A 19,169-nucleotide genomic window follows, 5' to 3' on the forward strand; every position below is an offset into this window, starting at 1 on the left:
GCACCGCACGACGCCCGCTATCGTCCGATCATGGACATGACCGCTGCAGACCAGGCCGTTCTTCACTATGGCGACGGCGAGTTCGCGGTGCTGAAGCCCGGCCGCTTCGTGCGCTGCGCCGTGACGGATAAGCCGATCCCGCTGGAAATCCTCCGCTACTGGAGCCCGACCCGCCAGCAGCCCTATTTCGGACCGGCCGAATTCATCGCAGCCGTGCAAGCCGCGACATGATCCCGTCGCGCCGCGCCCTGCTGACCGGCGCGGGCGCCAGCCTGATCGCCGCGCCGCTCGTCGCTCCTGTGGCGGCCCAAGATCGCAACGCCCTTCCGCTGGCCCTGAACGGGGCCTGGCGTCAGGGCGGCTACGCCTTCGGTCGCACTGCGCCGCGCGCCCTGATCTTCGTTGATGGCGATGCCCTGACCACCGCCTCGGCCGCCGGCCTCTTCGTGATCGGCTTCGACCGCGACGCCGCCGCCAGCGTCCAGATCGAGGCCCTCGCGGATGGCCGCTCGGCCCGACGCACGCTCGACATCGCCCCCTACGCCTTCCCCTCGACCACCGTGAACGGTCTGCCGCCCTCGACCGTCGAGCCCAGCGACCCCGCCCTGCTGGCCCGCATCCAGCAGGAGATCGCCCTCAAGACCGAGGGCTTCGCCAGCCGCATCGACGCCGACGATTTCAAGTCCGGCTTCATCTGGCCGCTGGAGAGCTACCGCGTCTCCAGCGCCTGGGGCGCCCAGCGCATCCTGAACGGCACGCCCGCCCGCCCCCACTACGGCATCGATCTCGCCGCGCCCCAGGGCAGCGTGATCCGCGCCCCCGCCGACGGCCGCATCGCCTTCGTGCGGCCCGACATGCATTTCGAGGGCGGCCTGACCCTGATCGACCACGGTCAGGGCCTGATCACCTGCTATCTGCATCAGTCCCGCCTGAACGTGGAACAGGGCCAGCGCGTGCGGCGCGGCGATCCGCTGGGCCGCGTCGGCATGACCGGCCGCGCCACCGGCCCGCACCTGTGCTGGCGCATGAAATGGCGCGACCGCAATCTGGATCCGTCGCTGATGGTCGGAGGCCGCGCCCCGGAAACTCTGGCCTGATCAATGGCTACGCTTGCGGGACTAGGTATACCCCCTTAGCGTCCGGTCGCCATTTGCCGGGGACCGATGTTTTCTCTCAGATCGTTGAACGTCCTGCTGGTGGACGATAATCAGAACATGCGCGCCATCGCCGCCGCCGTGCTGCACTCGGCCGATATCCGCAACGTCCATGAGGCGGCCGAGGGCGCGACCGCCTTCGACCTGCTGCGCCGCCACCCCATCGACCTGGCGATCGTCGACTTCAACATGTTCCCGCTGGACGGCGTCGAGTTCACGCGCCTGGTCCGCACCAGCCCCGACAGCCCCAACACCTTCCTTCCGATCATCATGATGACCGGCCATTCCGAACGCACCCGCGTCTATGAGGCTCGCGACGCCGGGGTGACCGAGTTCATCGTCAAACCCCTCACCGCCAAGGCCGTGCTGGACCGGATCAACGCCGTCATCATGCGCCCCCGCGCCTTCATCAAGGCCGACGACTACGTGGGCCCCTGTCGCCGACGCCGCGAGACGCCTGACTACGCCGGGCCGTTCCGCCGCGCGTCCGACGCCTCGCGCTCCAACGCCGCATAGACCTTGTCGGGCCAGCGCTTGTGGACCCAGAACCAGTCCACGGGACGCTCGCGCACCCGGTCCTCCACGAAACGGTTCGCGGCCTGAATCCCAGCCAGGGTATCGGCCGCCTTGTCCTCGCTCTGGCTGACCACGATCGGTTCGTGCGCCGTCACCCGGAACCGCACGCCAGGCAGCCGCACCACCGACAGCGGCAGCATGACTGTGTCGAATTTCAGCGCCAGCCGCGCCGCACCGGGCGAGGCATTGATCGGCTGACCGAAGAACTCGACCTCCGGCCCCTGATTGTATTTCTGATCGACAAGCAGGGCGATGGAATCGCCGCGCTTCATCCCCGCCATCAGCTCGCGCGTCCCGTCGCCCTTGGGCGCGAACAGGCGGATGCCGTACCGCTCGCGGCTCTGGCGGATCAGGGCGTCCACATACGGATTGTTGGCGGCGCGATAAGTCACCTGACACGGCACGCCCGACGCCATGATCACCGCCGCCATCACCTCGAAATTGGCCAGATGGCCCGAGATCAGCACCGCCGGCCGGCCGCTGTCGCGCAGGGCGTGCAGCCGCTCCATCCCGACCACCTCGACCCGCCCGCCCTCGGGCGTCAGACGGTCCATGACCGCCAGTTCGGCGAAGGTCCGCCCCGTCTGATCCCACTGGGCCAGCGCCAGCGCCTGACGCTCGGCCTCGCCCATGTCGGGAAAGGCGATCCGCAGGTTTCGCATCACCGTCTTCTGCGTGCCGGTCAGCGGACCCAGCGTCCGCAGCAACCAGCCGCCCAGCCCCGACGCCGCCTCGACACCCAGCAGGCGCAGGAAACCGAACAGCGCCTGGAAGCCCAAGGCCTCCAGACGCCAGATCAGATCCTGCTTTACACTCGCGGCGCGACCGCCCGTTGGGCGGCTTGAGCGCGTTTCTTCACCAGGCAATCGTCAATCCACCGTCCACCACTAGGGTCTGGCCGGTCACATAGGCCGACGCAGGGCTGCACAGATAGACCGCCGTGCCCGCGATTTCATCGGGCTGGCCGATCCTTTTCAGCGGCGCCGGCTCGGTGACCGTCTTCAGCAGCTCGGGATTCTCCCACAGATATTTGGCGAAGTCGGTCTGCACCAGGCCCGGCGCGATACAGTTGACCCGCACGTTCGACGGACCCCACTCCACCGCCAGGTTCCGCACCAGCTGCATGTCCGCCGCCTTAGAGATATTGTAGGCGCCGATCAGCGCATTGCCACGAAGCCCGCCGATGGACGAGATCACCAGGATGGCCCCGTCCTTGCGCTCCACCATCTGCGGCGCGACCATCTGGATCAGCCAATGGTTCGAGATGACGTTATTCTGCAGGATCTTCTCGAACTGATCGTCGGCGATGCCCGCCATCGGTCCGGCATAGGGGTTGGTCGCCGCGTTGCAGACCAGGATGTCGATCTGACCGAAGGCGGCGTTGGTTTCGTCCACCAGCCGCTGCAGATCTTCCTTCGACGCGATATTGGCCGGCACCGCGATGGCCCGGCCCTCACCATACTTGCCGTTGATCTCGGCGGCGACCTCGTCGCAAGGGCCAGCCTTGCGCGACGAAATGACGACCTTGGCGCCGTGTTCGGCCAGCCGTTCGGCGATCGCCTTGCCGATTCCGCGCGACGATCCGGTGATGATTGCGACCTTGCCGGTCAGATCGAACAGTTCCATTGCGTTTCCCGTAGGTTTTGGCGGGGATATTTGTTTTCCCGCTCTAGCCGAATGACATTGATAGCCTGATACTCGGGCGATTCCATCCGGGAGTGGCCGACCGCCAGCCGATGCGCAACGTAACAACGGGCTTTCTGTATTTCGCCTACCTGTTCCTCGGCATGACCGTGGGCGCCTTCCTGTGGCGCGCCGGCCTCGGGATCGGCGCAGGTGTGGCGGGAACGCTCGGCGCGCTGGGTCTGCTGGGCGCCTTTCACGGCATCGTCACCGGCATCGCCGAGCGCCGCGTCCTGAAGAAGGAAATCGGCCAGGTGCGCGAGGCTCACCGCCTGCTGGCCGATGCGATGGAGTCGACGCAAGGCGCCCTCACCGAATTGGCCCACGCCATCGAAAGCGGCGTCCTGTCCGACACCGACGCCCTGACCGGCGAGGTTCGCATGCTGGAATCCCTGGTCCAGCAGATGAGCGAGAGCATCGACGAACGCCTGTCGGCCGCGCCCCACATCGGCGTCGAGACCTTCGAGGGCCGTCGCGTGGCCCAGTCCAACGTCCTGCTGCGCACCATCCACGAAGCGCTCAGCGAAGGCCGCGTCGATCTGTATCTCCAGCCGGTCGTCTCCCTGCCTCAGCGCCGGACCATCTTCTACGAGAGCTTCACCCGTCTGCGGGATTCGACCGACCGCGTCATGATGCCGGCGGAATACCTGTCTCTGGCCGAGGGCGAAGGCCTGGTGCCCGCCATCGACAATCTGCTGCTGTTCCGCTGCGCCCAGATCGTGCGCCGCCTGGCGCGCCAGGATCGCAAGGTCGGCGTCTTCTGCAACGTGGCCCTGACCTCGCTGGGCGACGAGACCTTCTTCCCGCAGTTCCTGGATTTCCTTTCCGAGAACCGAGACCTGAACCAGGCCCTGATCTTCGAACTGGGCCAGGCCACCTTCGACGCCCGCGGCGCCATCGAGGCCCGCAACATGGCCAAGCTGGCTGACCTCGGCTTCCGCTTCTCGCTGGACAAGGTGCAGACGCTGGACCTCGACTTCGCCGACCTGCAGCGGTCGGACGTCAAGTTCATCAAGGTCTCGGCCGACCTGATGATCGAACAGCTGCTGGATCTGGACGGCGGCGCGCCCTTGCGCTCCATGCCCGACATCCAGGCCGCCGACTTCGCCGCCCTGACCCGTCGTTACGGCGTCGAGGTCATCGCCGAAAAGGTCGAGAACGAACGCCAGGTCGTCGACATCCTGGAGCTCGATGTTGCGATGGGCCAGGGCCACCTGTTCGGCGAACCCCGCGCCATCAAGGACGAGGTCCTGGCCGAGACCGACCCGCCGGCCGAGTTCCTGCGTTCGACCCTGCGCAGCGCCGAACAGCGCCGACGGTTTTAGCGGAACAATCCGTCTCCTCCCCACCTCGTGGGGAGGTGGCGCGGCGCGCGTTCGCGCCGTGACGGAGGGGCTCTTCACCGCATCGCAGGCGTCTGTGGGATTTCAAAAGCCCCTCCACCACTTCGTGGTCCCCCTCCCCACAAGTGGGGAGGAGACTTTCGCGTTGGGGTCCAAACCGCTACCAACACACCATGACCCTCCCCCACGCCCTGCCTCACCTCGGCGCCGTCGCCGGCGACTACGACATCCTGCTCTGCGACGTGTGGGGCGTGATCCACAACGGCCGCGAAAGCTGGGCGGCGCCCTGCGAAGCCCTGACGCGGTTCAACCGCGAGGGCGGCCATGTCGTCCTGATCTCCAACTCGCCCCGCCCGGCCTCCGACGTGATCGCCCAACTCGACGGCCTGGGCGTCCCGCGCGAGGCGTGGAAGGCCTTCGTCACCTCTGGCGACGCGACCCGTGCCGAACTGGCCAAGCGCGCGCCCGGCCCGGCCTGGATCGTCGGTCCTGAACGCGACGCTCCCCTCTACGCCGGGCTGGACCTCAGGCGCGCCGACAGCGCCCAGGACGCCGCCTTCATCTCCGTCACCGGCCCCTTCGACGACACGGTCGATACGCCCGAGGACTACCGCGAACGGTTCGCCGTCGGCGCGGCGCGCGATATCGAACTGATCTGCGCCAACCCCGACCGCGTGGTGCAGCGGGGCGACCAGTTGATCTACTGCGGCGGATCGCTGGCCGATCTCTACGAATCTCTGGGCGGGCGCGTGGTCATGGCGGGCAAGCCCTTCGCCCCCATCTACGACCTGGCCCTGCATGAGGCGCAAAGCCTGCTGGGCCGTCCGGTCGATCGCTCGCGCGTCCTGTGCATCGGCGACGGCGTCGTCACCGACGTAATGGGCGCCAACGCCCAGGCGCTGGACTGCCTGTTCATCGCCCAGGGCATCCACGGCGACCAGGCCAAGGGCGAGGACGGAACCCTCGACCCCGCCCCCGCCGGCGACCTGCTGAAGGCCGAAACGACCTATGCGCGATACGCCGCGCTCGAACTCGCCTGGTAAGGCTCGCCATTTTGTCGCACCGCAGCTAAAGCCTGCATCATGGTCGAATTGGTTCAACAGCATCCGTCCGGTGGTTACATCCTGGACGAACTTCACGTCGGCATGGCCGCCGAGAAAATCGTCGTCGCCACGGAGGACCGCATCCGGCTGTTCGCCGAGGCGTCCGACGACTTCAATCCCGTCCACCTGGACGAGGCTTACGCGTCCAAGACCGCCTATCGCGGCCGGATCGCCCACGGCCTGCTCAGCGCCTCGTTCGGCTCTGCGGTGGTCGGCACCATGCTGCCGGGCGCGGGATCGATCTACATCTCCCAGACCCTGGCCTTCCATCAGCCGGTGCGCATCGACGACGTCGTGCGCATCGTGATCACCGTGATCGAGGTCGAGGCCGAGAGCGCGCGGGTTAAGCTCAGCTGCGAAGGCTTCGTCGGCGAGACCATGATCATGGACGGCGTCGCCGTCGTCCGCGTGCCCCGCCGGCGCAAACCGTCCCAGCGCTGATGCAGATCGTCCGCGACTGGCGCGGCCTGTCCGAGGCCCTGAAGGGCGCGGCGGTCGCCGTCGGCGCCTTCGACGGCGTGCATCGGGGGCATCAGGCCGTCATCGCCGGCGCACGCGAGGCCGCTAAACGGCTGGGCGCGCCCTTGGGCGTCGTCAGCTTCGATCCCCATCCGCGCCGCTGGTTCCAGCCCGAGGCCGCCCCTTTCCGCCTGATGACCGCCGACCAGATGGCGGAGGCTCTGGCGCCGCTGGGCGTGGACATCCTGTATCTGCTGCCCTTCGACGCCGAGATGGCCGGCATGACCGACGCCGCCTTCGCCGAGCGCGTGCTGTCCGACGGCCTGGGCATCCGCCACGCCGCCGTCGGTTTCGACTTCACCTTCGGCAAGGGCCGCTCCGGCTCGCCCGAGGGTTTGCGCACCCATGGCGAACGGCTGGGCTTCACCGTCTCGGTCGCCGAACGCCTGGACGACGCCGACGGCCTGAAACTGTCGTCCAGCGCCGTGCGCGAGGCCCTGAAGGCCGGCGACATGGCCCGTGCCGCCGCCATCCTGGGCCGCCCCTTCGCCATCCGGGGCGAGGTGATTCATGGCGACAAGCGTGGCCGCACCATCGGCGTGCCGACTGCCAACATACCCTTGAGCGACTACATGCGCCCCGCCTACGGCGTCTATGCGACCCGCAGCCGCTTGGCGGACGGGCGCATCATCGACGGCGTCGCCAGCCTAGGTTTGCGCCCCATGTATGCGCTGGAGACCCCGTTGCTGGAAGTCTGGCTGTTCGACTTCGACGGCGACCTCTATGGCCAGACGCTGGACACCCAACTGGTCGCGTGGCTGCGAGGCGAGGAAACCTTCGACGGCCTCGACGCCCTGAAGGCCCAGATCGACGCGGATGCGGCAGCGGCGCGGGCGGTTCTCGCGACCTGAGGGTCAGACCGCCCTCAACTCCTCCGCAAACCGCTTCCAGTTCTGCACATAGTGCTCGGCCGACATTTGCAGCACAGCGATGTGCGCCGGATCGCGTTCGCGCACCACCTTGCCCGGCTGCCCCATGACCAGACTGTTGTCGGGAATGACCTTGCCCTCGGTGATCAGGGCGTTCGCGCCGATGATGCAGTTCTTGCCGATTTTCACCCCGTTCAGCACCACCGCCCCGATGCCGATCAGGCTGTAGTCCCCGACCTCGCAACCATGCAGCATGGCCTTGTGCCCCACCGTCACCCCGCGCCCCAAGGTCAGGGGCGATCCCATGTCGGTGTGCAGGACGCTGCCGTCCTGAATGTTGCTGTCAGGACCCACTGTGATGGGATCGTTGTCCCCGCGCAGCACGGCGCCGAACCAGACGCTGGCGTTGGCATGCAGAATCACATTCCCTATCACCGACGCACTCGGCGCCACCCAGTATTCGCCCAGCGGCGGAAGCTGCGGTTTGCTGTCGCCCAATGCGTAAATGGTCATCAGTGCACCGCCTAATCTTTGAAAAATGAGGGCTTTAACGGATCGCTAACCACGATAGCATCAAACTGTTGATGCGATTCGTGGGTCGCCATTTCGGCCCCGGATCCGAAACCGGATCAAGCCCGATCCGGTCATTGTCGGGGCTTTCGCGTGGCGCGTTGGGATCCTGGTTCGGTTGTTCGGCGGCGGGCCTGTCCCGTTGCAGACGGCCCTGCTGTCGATCCGGGCGGTCGCTGCGATGCGGGCCGCGACCCTTTCCTCCCCAAGACCATCCAAGGCGGAACCCGTGTGGGTCCGCCTTTTTTCATGCCCTGGAGGCGTCCATGACCAAGCGTGCTGCAACCAAGCGTCAAACGCGTGAACACGGAATCCTGGATTCGCGTGACTTCATGGAGGAGTCGAAAGTTCGCCGGCTCCATGCCCCTCACAACGAAAGGTCGGGCTGGTCGCCCAACCCGTCGAACGATGATCGGGAACAGGGCTACCTCAAGACGCTGAAGCCCAAATCAGAGGGCCAGATCGAAATGATGGAGGCCATCGACGCCCACAATCTGGTCATGGCGCTCGGTCCCGCAGGCACCGGCAAGACCTATCTCGCCGTCGCCAAAGCCGTAGAGGCGCTGGAGGCCGGCAAGATCGGCCGCATCGTCCTCAGCCGTCCTGCCGTCGAGGCGGGCGAATCGATCGGCTTCCTGCCCGGCGACATGGAGGACAAGCTGGCCCCCTATCTGCGCCCGCTGTACGACGCCCTGTCGGATCGCTTGTCGATGAAGCGGGTCAAGGCCCTGATGGCCGAGGGTCTGATCGAGATCGCCCCCATCGGCTATATGCGCGGCCGCACCCTGAACAACGCCTTCATCGTCGTGGACGAGGCGCAGAACTGCACCTACGTCCAGCTCAAGATGCTGCTGACCCGCCTGGGCTGGCACTCGACGATGGTGGTCACGGGCGATCCGCAGCAGTCCGACCTGCTGCCCGGCATCTCGGGCCTGTCCGATGTGTCCGCTCGTCTTGAGGCCGTGCCGGACATCGCCGTGGTTCGCTTAGCCGAACGCGACATCGTCCGTCACCCGCTGGTCGCCTCAATGATCGGCGTCCTCTAGGCGCCTCTGCCTGCAGCCGGTGCCGCGAGGCGTCGGCTGCACTCCGGTTGCAGCAAGAAACCAAAAGCCATTGTCCCGAAGCGCACCGCCCCGCTAAAGGTCGCGTCGCCGCTGATGAGGGATTTCGATGCGCGTAGCGATGATTGGGACGGGTTATGTAGGCCTGGTGTCCGGCGCCTGTTTCGCCGACTTCGGGCACGTCGTCACGTGCATCGACAAGGACCCGTCCAAGATCGAACGGCTGGAGCGGGGCGAGATTCCGATCTTCGAGCCGGGGCTGGACGATCTGGTCGCCGCAAACGTGCGCGAAGGCCGGCTGTTCTTCACCCTGGACGGCGCCGAGGCCATCCGTAACGCCGACGCCGTTTTCATCGCCGTAGGCACGCCGACGCGTCGCGGCGACGGCCATGCCGACCTCTCCTACGTTCATGCCGCCGCCGAGGAGATCGCCGGTCTGATTGAGGGCTTCACCGTCATCGTCACCAAGTCCACCGTCCCGGTCGGCACGGGCGATGAGGTAGAGGCCATTATCCGCAAGACCAATCCCCAGGCTGACTTCGCCGTCGTCTCCAACCCCGAGTTCCTGCGTGAAGGCGCCGCCATCGGCGACTTCAAACGTCCCGACCGCGTCGTCATCGGCGTCGACGACATCGACAGCGACACGGGGTCGCGCGCCCAGAAGGTGATGAGCGAGCTCTATCGTCCGCTGAACCTGAACGAGAGCCCGCTGCTGTTCGTCGGCCGACGCACGTCGGAGCTGATCAAATACGCGGCCAACGCCTTCCTGGCGATGAAGATCACCTTCATCAACGAGATGGCGGACCTGTGCGAGGCCGTCGGCGCCGACGTGCAGCAGGTCGCGCGCGGCATCGGCCTGGACAAGCGGATCGGCTCGAAATTCCTGCACGCCGGCCCCGGCTACGGCGGTTCGTGCTTTCCCAAGGACACCATCGCCCTGGTCCGCACGGCTCAGCAGTATGGCGCCCCGACAAAGCTGATCGAGGCCACGGTCGAGGTCAACGACGCCCGCAAGAAGGCCATGGCCGAACGCGTCGCCGCGACCCTGGGAACCAGCGTCCAGGGCAAGACGGTCGCCCTGCTGGGCCTGACGTTCAAGCCGAACACCGACGACATGCGCGACGCGCCCAGCCTGGACATCGCGCCCGCCCTGATCGCAGCCGGCGCCAAGGTCCAGGCCTTCGACCCCGAGGGCATGCACGAGGCCGCCAAACTGCTGCCCGACGTCGAGATGAAGGACAGCGCCTATGACGCCGTCGTCGGCGCCGACGCCGTCGTTCTAGTCACCGAATGGGACCAGTTCCGCGCCTTGGATCTGGACCGCATCAAGCTCTTGATGAAGCAGCCCGTCCTAGTCGATCTGCGCAATATCTATCGGCCCGAGGACATGAAGAGCCGCGGCTTCCGCTACATGGGCATCGGGCGCGGCTGATGGGGGCGCCGATCCTCGTCACCGGTGCGGCCGGCTTCATCGGCATGCACGTCGCCGAACGCCTGCTGGACCGTGGCGAACAGGTGATCGGGGTCGATGTCTTCAACGACTACTATGATCCGCGCCTTAAGGCGGCCCGCGCCGCCCGGCTGGAGGGGCGCGACGGCTTTCGCATGGTGCGCGCCGACATCGCCGATCATGAGCAGATGCGCGCTTTGGTCGCCGACGCCGGCGTCAAGCGAATCGTCCATCTCGCGGCCCAGGCGGGGGTGCGGTATTCGCTGGAGAACCCCTTCGCCTATGAGCGGTCCAACCTGGCCGGCCATCTGTCGATGCTGGAGGCCGCGCGCCACAATGGCGTGACCCATCTGGTCTATGCCTCGTCCAGTTCCGTCTATGGCGACCGGCCGCTGGAGGGCTCAGGCTTCCGCGAAGACGACCCGACGGTCCAGCCCGTCTCGCTCTACGCCGCGACCAAACGGTCTTGCGAACTGATGAGCCAGAGCTACGCCAAGCTCTATGGTTTCCCGCAATCAGGCCTGCGCTTCTTCACCGTCTATGGCCCCTGGGGCCGGCCGGACATGGCCTATTTCAGCTTCACGCAGAAGATCGTGCGCGGTGACGCCATCGAGGTCTATGGCGAGGGCCGGATGGCGCGCGACTTCACCTATATCGACGACATCGTCGATGGCGTGGTCGCCGTGCTGGACCACCCGCCGGCTCAGGGCGTGCATGAGGTCTACAACATCGGCGACAGCCAGCCGGTCGGTCTGATGGACATGATCTCGACGCTGGAAACCGCCCTGGGCGTCGAGGCGAAGAAGGTCATGCGGCCGATGCAGCCGGGTGATGTGACCGCCACCTATGCCGACATCTCCAAGCTGAACGCCCTGACCGGCTACCAGCCCAAGGTGCCGCTGAAGGCCGGGCTGGAGACGTTCGTCGCCTGGTGGCGGCAGTACGAGAACGGCTGAAGCGAAAGGCGGGGGCCGATGCGACGCGACATCCTTCCGGCCGCCGCCGCACTGGCCCTGTTCGGCGCGACCGAGGCGTCCGCCCAATCTCTACGCACGGCCCAGGATCGAACCGCCGACCTGTTCGCCCGCGACCGCGCCGTCGCCGTGCGCGACCGTCCGCAACCCGCTTATGACGCCCTGGGCATCCGCACGGGCGGCTTCACCGTCTTTCCCCGGCTTCCTTTCGATATCGTCCAAGACGACAACGTCTTCGCCGCCGAAGACGACCGCCAAGCCGCCACGACCCTGCGACTGCGTCCCGAGATCGCCGCCAAATCCAACTGGTCCCGCCACGCACTCCAGGCCCAAGCCCGCGCCCAGATCGACCGAAATCTCGACTTCGACAGCGAGAATACCATCGACTGGAATCTGCGCGGCGCCGGCCGCCTTGATGTCGTTCGCGGTGCCAGCATCACCTTCGCCGTCGACTATGCCCATGACCACGAGGCGCGCACCGCATCCGGCGCCGATCCGATCACGCAGGAGCCCGTCGCCTTCGACCTCGCATCCGCCTCTCTCGACGCCGAACGGGCCAGGGGACGTCTGCGCGTCTCGGCGCGAGCCGCCGTTCACCGCTACGACTACCGCGACGGCTTTGGCGAAACGGGCGCCGTGATCGAACAGGACGACCGCGACCGCACGGTCTTCACCCTGACCGGCCGCGCCGACTATGCCCTTTCCCCCGCCACGGCGATCTTCCTGCAGGTCATTAGCGACGACCGCGACTACGACCGCATCGCCGGACGCCCCCTGCGGACCTCATCGGGCCATCAGACCCTGGCGGGCGTGGATTTCGAACTGGGCGCCCTGGTCCGGGGCGAGATCGCCGCCGGCTATATCCGCCAGGATTTCGAGGACGCGGCCTTCGGCGACCTAAACGGTTTCGGCGGCCGGGCGAAGCTGTCCTGGTTCCCGACGCAGCTGACCACCGTCACAGCGGCCGCAGCGCGAACCGTCGAGGATACGGGCGTCATCGGCGCGGCCGGCGCCCTGCGCACCGACCTGTCGCTCACCGTCGATCACGAGTTGCTGCGCAATCTGATTCTGACGGCCCAGGCGACCTATGCCGACGACGCCTACAACGGCCTGGCGCGCACCGACACGCGCTTCGGCGCCGGCGTCAGCGCGGTCTATCGGCTCAGTCGCCGCTACGGCTTCACCGCCGGCCTGACCTGGCTCGACCAGTCCTCGTCTGGCGCCGCCCAAGGCCCCAGCTATCAAAACACGCGGTTCTACGTCGGCTCGACCGCCCAGTTCTAACTCTCGCGAAGATTGACAACCTGAAGGCGAAGCCGCACCACTGAAACGGACGATCACCGTTCGATGGCGCGATGACACAGACGAACGACCCTGCCCTCGGGACCATGCCTTCCGACGACGACATCGACCTCCAACGCTACGTCGCCGCCTTCCGTCGTCGCGCCGGCCTGTTCATGGCGGTCGCGACAGTCGTCTGCCTGATCGTGTTGGCCCTGATGCTGGGCCAGACGCCGGTCTATACCGCCACCGCCAATCTTCAGATCAACACCCGCAAGGAACAGGTGATCGCCGGCCCGGCGGTCCTGTCCGCCCTCGACGCCGAGGCCGCCATTGTCGACACCGAGGTCGAGGTGCTGAAGTCGCCCCAGCTCGCGGCCGGCGTCGTGGACGCGCTGAACCTGGCCCAGGATCCCGAGTTCAACGCCCGACTGCGCAAATCCACCTTCGCCGCCCTCGCCGACCGGACCGGCCGCACCGCGATCCCCGACCGCGAGATCGAGCGCCAGCAGGTCATCGACGCCGTCAGCCGCCGCCTGACCGTGCGCCGCGTCGGCCTGACCTATTCGATGGCGGTCGGCTTCACCTCCGACAGCCCGACCAAGGCGGCCCGCATCGCCAACGCCTTCGCCGAACGCTACCTTCAGTCCCAGCTGACCGCCAAGTTCGACGCCAACAGCCAGGCCAACGCCTTCCTCGGCGCCCGGCTGGAAGACTTGCGCCGCCAGGTCGAGACCGCCGACGCCGCCGTCTCCCTCTACCGCATCGAAAACGGCCTGCTCAGCGCACAGGGCGCGACCCTGACCGAGCAGGAAATCTCGGTCTATAATCAGCAACTGGCGTCCGCCCGCGCGCAACAGGCCGAACAAGACGCCCGCCTGCGCACCGCCCGGTCCCAGATGGCGGCCGGTTCGAACGGCGACGATGTCGGCGAGGCCCTGACCTCGCCCGTGGTCCAGAATCTGCGCGCCCAACGGGCGGCGATCAGCATCCGCGTCGCCGACCTGTCCGTCCGCTATGGCCCCCTGCACCCCGACATGATCCGCGCCCGCCAGGAGTTGGCCGACATCGACGCCCAGATTCAGGCCGAGATCCGCCGCGTCGTCTCCAACCTGGACGCCCAGGCCCAGGTCGCCCAGCAGCGCGCCGCCTCGGTGCAGGCCAGCCTAAACGCCGCGCGCGGCGTCCTGGCCGACAACAACGCCGCCTCGGTCCGGCTGCGCGAACTGGAGGGAGAAGCCGAGGCCGCCCGCGCCATCTACCGCGCCTTCCTGGACCGCTATCGCGAAACCAGCGCCCAGACCGGCGTCGAACAGGCCGACGCCCGCATCGTCTCGCGCGCTACGCCGCCGACCTCTCAGAGCGCGCCGAACCTGATGCTCAGCCTCGCGCTCGGTCTGGTGCTGGGCGTCGGCGTCGGCGCGCTCGCCGTCATCGTCGCCAACACCATGCAGACCGGCCTGGGCGGCCCCGAAGACATCGAACGCAAGCTGGGCCTGGCCCCTATCGGTACGATCCCGCTCGCCTCGTCCGTCGCCGCCCCGGAAGACCGCGACCTGCATCCGATAGACCTCGTGCTGCAACGGCCGCTGTCGGTCTTCACCGAGGCGTTTCGCGCCCTGCGCACCTCGATCACCCCGATCGTCAGCGTCGTGGGCGAGCCGGCCGGCCGCATCGTCGCCGTCACCTCCGCCCTGCCCGGCGAGGGCAAGACCACCGCCGCCGTCTGCCTGACCCGCGTCGCTGCCCGATCGGGCGGCCGCATACTGCTGATCGACGGCGACCCGCGTCGGCGCGGCGTCACGCGTATGCTGGGTTTGGATCCCAATGCGGGCCTGGCCGAGGTGCTGCACGGCGCGGCATCCTGGCGAAACCTCCTGGTGCTTGACCCCGCATCAGGCGCGCACGTCCTGCCGCTGTCGGGCGCCGGCCTGTCGGCGGACGACCTCTTCGCCGCCCCGCCCATGGACGCCCTGCTGACAGAGCTCCGTCAAGCGTTCGATCTGATCGTCATCGACACCGCGCCGGTGTTGGTCCTGGCCGACGCCCGCGTCCTGGCGGCCAAGGCCGACAGCGTCCTTCTGTTGGCCCGCTGGCGCAAGACCCCCGCCCGCACCGTCGCCGCCGCCGTCCGCATCCTGAACCAGTCCGGCGCCCGCACCCTGGGCGTCACCCTGACCCAGGTCGACGTCAGAGCCCAGGCGAGACAGGACTACGGCCACGCCGGCTACGACTATCAGGCCTACCGCAAATACTACGCCGCCTGACGCCGGCTCTCAGCCCGCATTGCGCCGGAAGGGCGCGACGGCCAGAACTGCCTGGGGGCGATCTCCAGCTTCTGCAGGATGGCCTGGCTTCGGCCAGCGCCGTAGCCTCGAACAGGCACTCATGAACCGGCCTCGATGATCGCCGCAACTGCTTGGACAAAGAAGGGTTGGCCACATCGTGGAAACGACGCGACGTAGATGCCGTCGCCCTGCCTGATGGCCAAAAAATCATAAAACATTGTCCAAGAATCTCGCTTGGAGAACCTCGGTAAAGCCCGCTGGGTCGCCATTTCGGGCGCGTATCGCCGCACCCGAGGCCCTCTCGCTCTATGCGAAGCCCAATACGATCACGAGATCCAACACCCCGACCGCAGGGTCTGACCGGTACTGATGCGTCACTGACGGTCGCTGGCGAACACGACTTCCTTTTTGATCCGCTCCGCCTGCTCCGCCGTCAGGCGTGCGCCGCGTGAGAACTCCGCGCGACCCGGCCCGCGCGAGCCGAAGGTGGCGAAGCGAACGTCTTCGGGCTGGAGCATGGTGCGCGGATTGCCGTCGCGTCCCGTGTACCACATCTCGGTCCAGCCGGCCGGCGCGATATGGTCGTCCATCCAGCAGTTCAGGAAGGTCGTGGCCCCGACGAAGCGCGGGTCGCCATACCGTCCATCAGGGAAGGCGCTTGAGGGCCGCCACGGCCGTCCGAGAAAGACGGAGTGTCGTGCGACGTCCGCGTCCTTAGTCAGGCGGCACTCGTGGAAGACGAAGCCGTAAGCCTGTTCGATGGGTGTGCTGGGGGCCACGATATAGCCCTCGACAGGATCGGCGGGCCGCAGACGCGACCGGATTTCACAGCGTTCGAACCAGGCACACCCGCCCCCGAAGATGAAATCATAGCTGCCCGTGATCAGGCAGCGATCGAACAGCGTCGCGCCTGCGTCGGGGAACAGGGTGTCCTGATAACTGAGAATATCGCAGTTGCGGACGACGGCGCGGTCCGACCCCTTGTCCAGCATCAGGGCCACGGCCTGAGGCCCTGCCCCATTATGCGAATGAAGGCCGTTCGGCTTGGTCATTTCGGAAAGACCGTCGAAGGCGTTGTTGATCGTCAAAGTCTCGGCATGGAAATCAGGCGCCCGCACGAACAGGGTCGGCGTGCGAAACGTGCCCCACATCCGGCCATCCGGCGCCGCCAGACCCGAGGCCGCCAGGTGATTGATCACAGAGCCCGAGCGATCCTCGCCGATCAGATGGATGAACGGCTTGTCCACCACGACCTGCTCGGTCCAGATTCCGCGCGTCACCAGAATGCGGAATGGCCGTCGGCCGTCCGCTGGCGCGGCGGCGATGGCGGCGGAAAGACTGGGATAGACGGGCGCGCCGAATTGACGGTCGCCGGGGCCGGCCCAGATGACGGCGTCGAATGCTGTCGCTGCCGCCCAGGACGACGTCGACGTCATCATGGGCAGGACGGCGCCAGCGGCCAACAGGTTGCGACGTGAGACCAGCGGGATCATGGCGGCTCCGAATGAAAATCGGCGCCGACCGGCGAACCGGTCAGCGCCAGGTCTCCTTGGGGGAGTTGGGAGTGTCTTAGAAGGTGTAGCGGACGCCGAAGTTGTACTGCCGTCCCGTGTGGGAATAGACGTAGATGCTGTCGCGGCGGCTGTCGGTGTACTGCTCGTTGAAGGCGTCGGTCAGGTTCAGCCCTTCGAACGTCACCTTGATGCGGTCGTTCAAGGCGTAGGAGGCCGAGGCGTCCACCGTCACGATCTCGCGCACCCCGTCGATGTCGTTGGTGCTGGTGCCGCTGGGCACCGCCGTCAGATAGCGATCGCGATAGGCGGCCGAAACACGGGCGCTGAACCGGTCGTCCTCATAATAGAGGGTGGCGTTGTAGGCGGTCTTCGACAGACCGAGCAGATCGTTCTCGACGAAGCCCGTCGGAGAACGCGACGAGATGTAGCTGATCTTCGAATCCACCAGGGTGACGTTGAAGATGGCGCCGAGATTGTCGAAAGGTCCAGGCAGGAAGGTGAAGGGTTGCTGATAGCTGATCTCTATCCCTTTCAGCGGGCCGCCCTCGGTGTTCACCGGCTGGCTGAACAGGAAGACATCGCTGGGCGACACGCCCAGGCCGTCGAGCAGATCAAGCGGAAGGCCCGACTGGTTGAACGGCTGTGAGATTCGCGAGGTCTGGATGTAGCTGTCGATGTCCTTGTAGAAGAGCCCGACCGACAGCAGGGCGTCCGGGGCGAAATACCATTCGGCCGACAGGTCGTAGGTCGTGGCGCGAATGGGATCCAGATACGGATTGCCCGAACTGACGCTGAACACGCCGACGGTGCTCAGGCTGCCGCCCGGCGTCACACTGCCGAGGTTGGGGCGCGTCATGACCTTGGCCGCCCCGAAGCGCAGCAGGAAGTCCGGCGTGACCTCTGCCGTCAGGTTCAATGCCGGCAGCACGTCGTCATAGTCGCGATCGACCGTCGTCTGCTGGGCGGTGCCGGCGACCAGTTGATAGCCGGTCGAGCTCTGCTTCGTCTTCACATAGCGAACACCGATGTCGCCACGCACCGGAATACCGCCGAGCTCCGTATCGAAGTCCAGCTGCAGATAGGCGGCCGAATCCTTCTCGGTGACGTTGCGGATATTGCCGCGCGCATTGGCGTTCGATGCGCCGCTCAGCTCGAACAGGCCCGTGCCGCTGTAGATGTTGAAAAGGTCCGCGAAGGCGTTGAGGTTCGGTGCGATCCAGTTCGTCACCGTCCCGTCCGGCGCACCCAGATTGCGTCCAAAGCCGCTGACCAGCTCGGTCAGGCTCGCCAGGGTCACGCCCGCCGGCAGTTGGGGCACGACGCCCTCGTTGACGCGCGCCAGAGCCCAGGAATCGAACTCGTATTCCTTGTAGTTCACCCCGGCCTTCAGCGTCAGCGACGGCGTCAAGTCAAAGCCTCCGTCGAGCTGCGCCGTCTTGATCGTGTTCGTCACCCCCTGCGGACGCAGGCGGATCTCCGAACGCGCGGCGCCGAAATTATAGGCCAGCGGATCGGTGACATCGTAGCCGAAGCCGATCAGCGGCGCGTCGCGGTTCTGTCGATAATCGTAGAAGTAGTTGTCCGAATTCTCGCGATTCAGGATCACCGTCGTCTGGATCGGGTTATCGAAATCGGACTTGGAATAGCCGATCAGCCCCTTGACGCGGAATCGGTCGCTGAACTCATGCTCGATGCTCAGCGTGCCTTGGGTGTATTTGGTGTCCAGCTCGTCGTAGCGGGTCTCGGTCTCCACATCGACGTCGTCGAACAGACCATAGACCATGTCGCCATTCGCATCGATGACGCCTTCACGCACGATGATCTCAGGCCGTCCGCCCTGGGACGCGTTGCGGGCGAAGGACAGGGCCTCCAGCCAGTTCTCCTGACGCGTCGCCTTGAAGTCGGAATAGAGCAGATCGAGGTTGATCAGCGTCTGTTCCTGCGGGCGGAACTGCACTGAACCGGTCAGGCCGAGACGCTCCTGATCATGGGTGAGCCGTCCATAGCGCGGGAAGCGCGGCGTATAGACATCCGCCCGGCTGGCGTCGGCAAAGGGCGACGCGGGATTGTAGCCGCCGGCCTCGGTGCCGTTCAGCCAGCCACCCGAGCCGTGGCCTTCTTCCAGCAGTTGCCGCTTGGTGTAGGCGACCGACACCAGGGCGCCGAGCCGGCCGTCCATCCAGGTGTTGCTGGCGAGCGCGGCGAACCTGGGGTCCCATTTGCGCGACAGGTCGTTGTAGCCATACTGGCCCGACAGCACGAGATTGGCGCCGGAATAGTCGAAGGGCCGGCCCGTCTGCAGATCGACCGTCGCGCCCAGCGAGCCTTCTTCGGTCTCGGCCGAGGCGGTCTTGCGCACGGTGATGCTGTTGAATAGCTCGGACGCAAAGACGTTGAAGTCGAACGCGCGGTTGCGGTTCGCGCCGCCCGAGCTGTCGGTGCCCGACGCCGTGCTCTGGCCCTCGACGCCGTTGATGCGGACACGCGTGAACTGCGGTCCCAGGCCCCGCACCGTGATCTGACGGCCTTCGCCGGCGTCGCGTGCGATGGAGACGCCCGGCACCCGCTGAATGGACTCCGCAAGGTTGGCGTCGGGGAAGTCGGCCATGTCCTCGGCCTTGATCACATCGACGACGCCGTTGGCCCGACGCTTGGCGGTCAGCGCGCTGCCTAACGAGGCGCGGAAACCGGTTACCACGATAGTTTCAACTTCGTCGGCCTGGTCTTCGACCTCGCTCCCCTGGGCGGCGGTCTGCGGAGCCACGGTCGCACCGGCGAGAA

The 19,169-nt window shown here is 66.6% G+C and carries 17 protein-coding genes; 12 read left to right on the forward strand and 5 right to left on the reverse strand.

Features of this window, described 5'->3' with window-relative positions; all coding sequences use genetic code 11:
• Positions 1-30: 30 nt before the first annotated feature.
• From EGY25_RS01675 to EGY25_RS01685, 3 genes are all read left to right on the forward strand, one after another.
• Positions 31-231 (forward strand): DUF2093 domain-containing protein, encoded by a 201-nt coding sequence (locus EGY25_RS01675; RefSeq protein WP_135193318.1) that lies wholly within the window; start codon positions 31-33, stop codon positions 229-231.
• Positions 228-1,097, forward strand: a complete 870-nt coding sequence (locus EGY25_RS01680) for a M23 family metallopeptidase (RefSeq protein ID WP_135193319.1) — start codon at positions 228-230, stop codon at positions 1,095-1,097. Before EGY25_RS01675 ends, EGY25_RS01680 begins: the two co-directional genes overlap by 4 nt.
• A 66-nt stretch (positions 1,098-1,163) precedes the next feature.
• Complete coding sequence (locus tag EGY25_RS01685) at positions 1,164-1,670, forward strand: response regulator (protein ID WP_135193320.1); 507 nt, start codon at positions 1,164-1,166, stop codon at positions 1,668-1,670.
• Here EGY25_RS01685 and EGY25_RS01690 read toward each other — a convergent pair.
• Positions 1,616-2,596, reverse strand: coding sequence for a lysophospholipid acyltransferase family protein (locus EGY25_RS01690; protein ID WP_135193321.1), 981 nt, complete (start codon positions 2,594-2,596; stop codon positions 1,616-1,618). The genes EGY25_RS01685 and EGY25_RS01690 overlap by 55 nt on opposite strands.
• Complete coding sequence (locus tag EGY25_RS01695) at positions 2,586-3,356, reverse strand: SDR family NAD(P)-dependent oxidoreductase (RefSeq protein WP_135193322.1); 771 nt, start codon at positions 3,354-3,356, stop codon at positions 2,586-2,588. The genes EGY25_RS01690 and EGY25_RS01695 overlap by 11 nt, the downstream gene beginning before the upstream one ends.
• Positions 3,357-3,466: 110 nt before the next feature.
• On the opposite strand from EGY25_RS01695, the gene EGY25_RS01700 reads away from it, so the two are divergent.
• From EGY25_RS01700 to EGY25_RS01715, 4 genes are all read left to right on the forward strand, one after another.
• Positions 3,467-4,738: an EAL domain-containing protein gene (locus EGY25_RS01700; protein WP_135193323.1), complete on the forward strand. Its 1,272-nt coding sequence runs from the start codon at positions 3,467-3,469 to the stop codon at positions 4,736-4,738.
• Positions 4,739-4,929: 191 nt separating this feature from the next.
• A complete protein-coding gene (locus EGY25_RS01705; protein WP_135193324.1) occupies positions 4,930-5,799 on the forward strand; it encodes a TIGR01459 family HAD-type hydrolase in 870 nt (289 codons plus the stop codon).
• A 39-nt stretch (positions 5,800-5,838) separates the two neighbouring features.
• Entirely contained in the window at positions 5,839-6,300 is a 462-nt protein-coding gene (locus tag EGY25_RS01710; protein ID WP_135193325.1) for a MaoC family dehydratase, read from the forward strand.
• Positions 6,300-7,229: a bifunctional riboflavin kinase/FAD synthetase gene (locus tag EGY25_RS01715; RefSeq protein WP_135193326.1), complete on the forward strand. Its 930-nt coding sequence runs from the start codon at positions 6,300-6,302 to the stop codon at positions 7,227-7,229. The genes EGY25_RS01710 and EGY25_RS01715 overlap by 1 nt, the downstream gene beginning before the upstream one ends.
• Before the next feature lie 3 nt (positions 7,230-7,232).
• Here EGY25_RS01715 and EGY25_RS01720 read toward each other — a convergent pair whose 3' ends face one another.
• On the reverse strand, positions 7,233-7,760 hold the full coding sequence (locus EGY25_RS01720; RefSeq protein ID WP_135193327.1) for a gamma carbonic anhydrase family protein: 528 nt from the start codon (positions 7,758-7,760) through the stop codon (positions 7,233-7,235).
• 311 nt (positions 7,761-8,071) lie between these two features.
• Here EGY25_RS01720 and EGY25_RS01725 point away from each other — a divergent pair, with 311 nt between their 5' ends.
• From EGY25_RS01725 to EGY25_RS01745, 5 genes are all read left to right on the forward strand, one after another.
• Positions 8,072-8,863 carry a PhoH family protein gene (locus EGY25_RS01725; RefSeq protein WP_135193355.1) on the forward strand — a complete coding sequence of 264 codons (792 nt, stop codon included), beginning with the start codon at positions 8,072-8,074 and terminating at the stop codon, positions 8,861-8,863.
• 127 nt (positions 8,864-8,990) lie between these two features.
• Positions 8,991-10,313, forward strand: coding sequence for a UDP-glucose dehydrogenase family protein (locus EGY25_RS01730; RefSeq protein WP_135193328.1), 1,323 nt, complete (start codon positions 8,991-8,993; stop codon positions 10,311-10,313).
• The gene (locus EGY25_RS01735; protein ID WP_135193356.1) at positions 10,310-11,287 is read left to right on the forward strand and encodes an SDR family NAD(P)-dependent oxidoreductase; all 978 of its coding nucleotides are present in this window, start codon (positions 10,310-10,312) and stop codon (positions 11,285-11,287) included. Before EGY25_RS01730 ends, EGY25_RS01735 begins: the two co-directional genes overlap by 4 nt.
• An 18-nt stretch (positions 11,288-11,305) precedes the next feature.
• A complete protein-coding gene (locus EGY25_RS01740; protein WP_135193329.1) occupies positions 11,306-12,589 on the forward strand; it encodes an outer membrane beta-barrel protein in 1,284 nt (427 codons plus the stop codon).
• A gap of 71 nt (positions 12,590-12,660) precedes the next feature.
• Positions 12,661-14,853, forward strand: a complete 2,193-nt coding sequence (locus tag EGY25_RS01745; RefSeq protein WP_135193330.1) for a GumC family protein — start codon at positions 12,661-12,663, stop codon at positions 14,851-14,853.
• 395 nt (positions 14,854-15,248) lie between these two features.
• Here EGY25_RS01745 and EGY25_RS01750 read toward each other — a convergent pair whose 3' ends face one another.
• Positions 15,249-16,367, reverse strand: coding sequence for a pectinesterase family protein (locus tag EGY25_RS01750; protein ID WP_135193331.1), 1,119 nt, complete (start codon positions 16,365-16,367; stop codon positions 15,249-15,251).
• A gap of 76 nt (positions 16,368-16,443) precedes the next feature.
• Positions 16,444-19,169, reverse strand: a 2,726-nt coding sequence (locus tag EGY25_RS01755; RefSeq protein WP_209307929.1) for a TonB-dependent receptor, incomplete at its 5' end; no start/stop codon positions are given.

This window comes from Brevundimonas intermedia (assembly GCF_004614235.1).
Taxonomy (GTDB): domain Bacteria; phylum Pseudomonadota; class Alphaproteobacteria; order Caulobacterales; family Caulobacteraceae; genus Brevundimonas; species Brevundimonas intermedia_A.